7 protein-coding genes are annotated in these 4,965 nt (G+C 65.3%); 3 read left to right on the top strand and 4 right to left on the bottom strand.

What is annotated here, in order from left to right:
* A partial coding sequence (locus ACXJKH_RS14530) for an XVIPCD domain-containing protein (protein ID WP_457320289.1) occupies positions 1-1,425 on the top strand: 1,425 nt, incomplete at its 5' end.
* A 29-nt stretch (positions 1,426-1,454) separates the two neighbouring features.
* Here the strand turns inward: ACXJKH_RS14530 and ACXJKH_RS14525 are convergent.
* Together ACXJKH_RS14525 and ACXJKH_RS14520 are read right to left on the bottom strand one after the other, a co-directional pair.
* A complete protein-coding gene (locus tag ACXJKH_RS14525; protein WP_457320287.1) occupies positions 1,455-1,823 on the bottom strand; it encodes a hypothetical protein in 369 nt (122 codons plus the stop codon).
* A 127-nt stretch (positions 1,824-1,950) separates the two neighbouring features.
* Positions 1,951-2,433 (bottom strand): LuxR family transcriptional regulator, encoded by a 483-nt coding sequence (locus ACXJKH_RS14520; protein ID WP_457320286.1) that lies wholly within the window; start codon positions 2,431-2,433, stop codon positions 1,951-1,953.
* Positions 2,434-2,581: 148 nt separating this feature from the next.
* Between ACXJKH_RS14520 and ACXJKH_RS14515 the strand changes: the two genes are divergently transcribed.
* Together ACXJKH_RS14515 and ACXJKH_RS14510 are read left to right on the top strand one after the other, a co-directional pair.
* Positions 2,582-3,358 carry a HipA family kinase gene (locus tag ACXJKH_RS14515; RefSeq protein WP_457320284.1) on the top strand — a complete coding sequence of 259 codons (777 nt, stop codon included), beginning with the start codon at positions 2,582-2,584 and terminating at the stop codon, positions 3,356-3,358.
* On the top strand, positions 3,336-3,728 hold the full coding sequence (locus ACXJKH_RS14510) for a DUF3037 domain-containing protein (protein ID WP_457320281.1): 393 nt from the start codon (positions 3,336-3,338) through the stop codon (positions 3,726-3,728). The genes ACXJKH_RS14515 and ACXJKH_RS14510 overlap by 23 nt, the downstream gene beginning before the upstream one ends.
* Positions 3,729-3,735: 7 nt before the next feature.
* Here ACXJKH_RS14510 and ACXJKH_RS14505 read toward each other — a convergent pair whose 3' ends face one another.
* Together ACXJKH_RS14505 and ACXJKH_RS14500 are read right to left on the bottom strand one after the other, a co-directional pair.
* Positions 3,736-4,194 carry a DUF4952 domain-containing protein gene (locus ACXJKH_RS14505; RefSeq protein WP_457320279.1) on the bottom strand — a complete coding sequence of 153 codons (459 nt, stop codon included), beginning with the start codon at positions 4,192-4,194 and terminating at the stop codon, positions 3,736-3,738.
* Positions 4,195-4,306: 112 nt separating this feature from the next.
* On the bottom strand, positions 4,307-4,965 hold a 659-nt coding region (locus ACXJKH_RS14500), incomplete at its 5' end, for an outer membrane protein assembly factor BamB family protein (protein ID WP_457320277.1).

Here is a 4,965-nt window from a genome sequence, read left to right as displayed (position 1 = left end):
GTCACACTAAGCGCGGAGACGGAAGCACTACTGTCTGAATTTAGCCGCACTCCAAGCGTGACACCCGAACAGGTGTCCAATCTACGTAGCGTGATTGAAGGCTCGCCTCAGCTTGCACCCCAGGTCGATGCAGCAATCGGAGCGGGACATCTCCAGCACTTCGCCCTGCTACCTTCAACTGTCAGTGCCGGCGGCACGTACGATGGTCGCACCAAGACCATCAACCTTCCCGCTGCTACTTTAGCTGCGCCAGATGGAGAAAGGCCGCATGACGCCGCCGAACTGACCTTTGTGCTTGGCCATGAGATCCAGCATGGCTTCAATCACGCAGCCACCACGCAGGCATATGCTCAGTTTGAAAGGGAGCTTGGATCCGCACGCTCCACCGATCATGACTACACCAGGGCAATCGGAAACATCATCGCGACCAATCGCCGCGACGAGGCGGAAGCCAACATTGCCGGCTGGAACGCGCTGGTCGGAAAGATCCGGCAGGAGAATCCCGACGCGACTCTGGAGGATGTCTACCTCTCCAATGGCCGAGCGAAGGACGTCATCAAGTTGCATCAACCAGGCCTGACGTACGAAGCGCGGAGCAATCTCGCTCTTAACCAGGACCTGACCATCACTCCCTCCCCAGCAAATATTGAAGGGATGGCGGAGAACTACTTCGACAAGCCAGGGGATCTAGCGCGTCTTGGACACGGGCGTAACTCCGATTACACGAACTACTACGGCGCCTACGCTGTCGGTCGCGCCAGCCAGTACGAAGCGCTAAGTCCCGCCCCGGATGGGCGTGTGCGCATGACAATCAACATGCAGCAGCTCGGCCTGCAGGAAAGCCTGCTGGAACAGAATGGGATCACGCTGGGTGCGGGAACGCCGGCGCCCCAGCCCTACTACGACAGCAGCACCACGCCGCCGACGCTGCAGCATTTCGACCATACCGCCAGTACGCATGCCCATGTGCCCAGTGCCGCCCGGGAGTTCGCCGGGCTGCCCATCCGGGCGCATGACATGCCACTGTCGAGTGCGGCCGACCGCGCCCTTCACGAGCAGATTCGCGACAAGGTGGCCGCCCTCGATGCCGCCAACGGGCGTAGCTTCGACGCGACCAGCGAACGCTTGAGTGCCAGCCTGCTGGTGGTCGCCAGGGAGAACGGTTTGGACCGCGTGGACCACGTGGTGCTCAGCCGACAGACCGCCGACGCGGCCGCAGCACAGAACATCTTCGTGGTGAAGGGAGCGCTGGACGATCCGGCCGCGCTACGGGCGTCCACCGATACGGCCGAGGCCGCCCAGCGGCCGGTAGCGGAAAGCATGCAGCAGCTGCGGAACACCCATCAGCGCGCCGCGGAAAGCGCGGCACAGGAACAGACCCAGCAGCGAACCCAAGAGCAGCAGCGCGGGATGCTGTCGCACTAGCTGGCCGAGGACAACGATTGCAGGCAGGACTACTCCGGCGATCGCGGGCTGGTCGCAAAGGTATGCAAGGTGTCGCCCTGTAACATGAAAGCCAGTTGCAACGTCATCGGGTGCGTGGCGGTACCGCCTCTGGCCTGGGGATCGTCCGCTACGCATTCGGTGAGGTGTGAGGCAACAGCGGTCTTCTCGCACTGAAGCATCAAATGTGGCGCGGCCGCGAACGCTTTCACCGCAGCACGGGATTTGCCCTGCAATGCAGCATCATCCACCTGCGCCTGCCAGTACGCCTCGCGCTTGCGCAAATTGGTGCCACCGGCCACATCGTCGAACTGACCGGTTGCCCACAGCATCAGCGCACCGATGACCGTCAGTGCCAGATACGCAAATCCCTTTCCCATCCTTTCGCCCCGTGGCCGTGTGGCCATGTGGCCATGTGGCCATGTGGCCGGCAAGATCGCATGCCGGCCACGGCTTGCCAATACGCCCGAAACGGGGGCCGTCAGGTCGCCACGGCTGAGCAAGCCATCACTCCCTGACGCGATCGAAATGTGCCGTACGCAGCACCGGCTGACCGTCCCGGAAATAGGCCTCGGTTTCAGTCAGGACCTTGCCGTCGGCGCTGACGGTGTACACGCGGGTGGAGCGCGGAATGTTCTGGTAGATGAACTGCACCACCAGCACCCCGGGGGCCGGCATCTTTCCCGCCACGCGGTCCACCGCATAAGTGCCGGTGGCCGGGGCCGGCGTGCCGTCCAGCGCCATGGTCGAGCTGGCCTCCAGTCGGTTGCCGCTGTGCTCGACGATGGCGACACGCGAGGACCATTTGCCGCCGGGCACTTCCGCGAACTCCAGGCTGACGCTCTGCGGGCGGGCATCCGCCGGCATCGGCAACGTTGCTACATCCAGCGTCCAGCGCCCTGCCAGGGGTGAACCCGCCCGGGGCGCGGCAGATGTCGAGGGTGCCTGCAGCAGCACCAGTGCGAGCGATGCGGCGATGATCCTCTTCATATGACCTCTGTCGCGAGCCGGGTTGACCCCTGCCTTCTAGACCCCACCAGGGGGCAGGTCAAGACGCGCCGCACGATTCCCGCCGCCGCAAAGTCCGGCAAGCAGCCGCTTGCGGTACCCTTTCTTCCTTTCCTGCTGGATATGCCCCGTGCGAACCGTGCACGCCCTGCGCTACATCACCCCACTCCGCGAAGGCGGCTCCCTGCCCGCCGTTGTCGAGACCGACGACGAGGGCATGGTGGTGCTCAAGTTCCGTGGCGCTGGGCAAGGTCCCAAGGCGCTGATCGCCGAGCTGATCGCCGGGGAGATGGCACGCAGCGTGGGGCTGCCGATCCCGGAGATCGTGTTCGTCGAGCTGGACCGCGAGTTTGCCCGCACCGAGCCGGATCCGGAGATCCAGGACCTGATCCGCGCCAGCGAGGGCCTCAACCTGGGCAGCGACTACCTGCCCGGCGCGATCAACTACGATCCGGCCGCGATGCCGCTGGACGCCGACCTGGCCTCGCGCATCGTATGGTTCGATGCCCTCACCAGCAACGTGGACCGCACCGCGCGCAACCCGAACCTGATGGTCTGGCACCGCAAGCTGTATCTGATCGACCACGGTGCGGCGATGTACTTCCATCACGACTGGGCCACTGCCGGCGATGCCTGCGAGAAGCCCTTCGTGCTGATCCGCGACCACGTGCTGCTGCCGTTCGCGACGAAGATCGCCGAGGTGGATGCCACGCTCGCCGCCTTGCTGCCCGATGCGGAGATCGAGCGCATCGTCGCGCTGGTGCCGGACAGCTGGCTGGTGGATGAGCCGTTGTTCGACAGCCCGGCGGCGTATCGCCAGGCCTACATCACCTATCTCAAGCGCCGCCTGCAGGTGCGTGCCGTCTTCGTCCAGGAGGCCGTCCGTGCCCACGCTGCACACCTATGACTATGCGGTGATCCGCGTGGTGCCCCGCGTCGAACGCGAGGAGTTCATCAACGTCGGAGTCATCGTGTCGTGCCCCGGGGCGAAGCATCTTGAGGCCGCGATCGAGATTGATCCGGCACGCCTGCACGCCTTTGCGCCGGCGCTGGATCTGGACGCGCTGCAGCCGTGGCTGGATGCGATCGTGGCGATCTGCCGGGGCGATGTCGGTGCCGGCCCGATCGCACAGCTGCCGGCGCGTGCGCGCTTCCACTTCCTCACCGCCAAGCGCAGCTCGGTGGTGCAGATGTCCAGCACGCACGTGGGCCGCACCGCGGACCCGCCTGGCGTGGTGGAGCACCTGCTCAACCGGATGGTGCGGGTGCCGCGCTAGCTGGATATCAGGGGCTTTTCCTTGTGACGCCCACGCGGATGTCGAAGCGGGGAATCTGCGTCCACTGCTCGCGCGGATAATGCAACGATTCCACGCCCATCCCGATTTCATAGGCCACGCTGCCCGTCCCTGCGCGCCAGACGTAAGGCGCGCCACTGCTCCAGCCGCAGCACAGATAGCTCAGCGCGGGCATGCCGAAGGTCTGCTGCAGGTAGGTTTCAACCTCCGCCGCGGACGCGCCGCTGACCCGGTAGTGGGCCGTCATCGGCTGCAGGTAGGACGCGTCGTCCTGGTCGCAGCCGAGATACTCGACGGTGTCGGGCTTGCGTCCGATGGTCTGCAGAAAATCCTGGCAGACCGCATCGGGTCGCGCCAGGCCCTCGAGGCGGCCGTTCGCTTCCCAGTCGGCCAATGCCTCGGCCGACGTCCGAGCGCTGGCGGCGGCGTCAACGGTGAGTGCCAGCACGCACCACAGGGATCCCAGTAGACAACGCGCGGCGCTGGTCGTGCTCATGGTCGTTGGCGATAGCGTGAAGTGACCGCATCGTAATCGATACGGTCACTCCTGCCCTTATCACTTACTTCGGCAACGCGTAGGCAATCACGTAATCGCCCGCCGGGGTTTCCATGAAGTGATGCCCGCCAGCCATGATCACCACGTACTGGCGTCCGCCGAATGCGTAGATCATCGGGTTGGCCTGGCCGCCGGCCGGCAGCTTGGCGTGCCACAGTTCCTTGCCGGTCTTCAGGTCGATGGCGCGCAGCAGGTCATCGGTGGCCGCCGCGATGAAGATCAGGCCGCTGGCGGTGACCACCGAACCGCCGTTGTTGGGCGTGCCGATCTCGATCGGCAGACCGGAACGGATGCCGAACGGCCCGTTGCCGCGCGCGCTGCCGAACGGTCGGTCCCACAGGGTCTTGCCGGTGCGCAGGTCGACCGCGCGGATGCCACCGTAGGGCGGCTGCTTGCAGAGCAGTTTGGTGAACGGCAGGCGCCAACCGGCGTTGACGTCGATGGCATACGGCGTGCCGATCTGCGGATCGCCCGCGCCTTCGGCACCGCCCTTGTCGGCGCGCACATCCTCGCGCGGCACCCAGCCCAGCTTGTCGGCCTTGGCGCGGGGCACCAGCAGGTTGTAGTTGGGCATGTCGTTGTAATTGGCCACGATCACCCCGCGTCGCGGATCGACCGCGACGCTGCCCCAGTCCGACCCCCCGTTGTAGCCGGGGTATTCGA

This window comes from Stenotrophomonas sp. P5_B8 (assembly GCF_054049855.1).
This window is presented reverse-complemented; position numbering and strand designations above follow the sequence as displayed.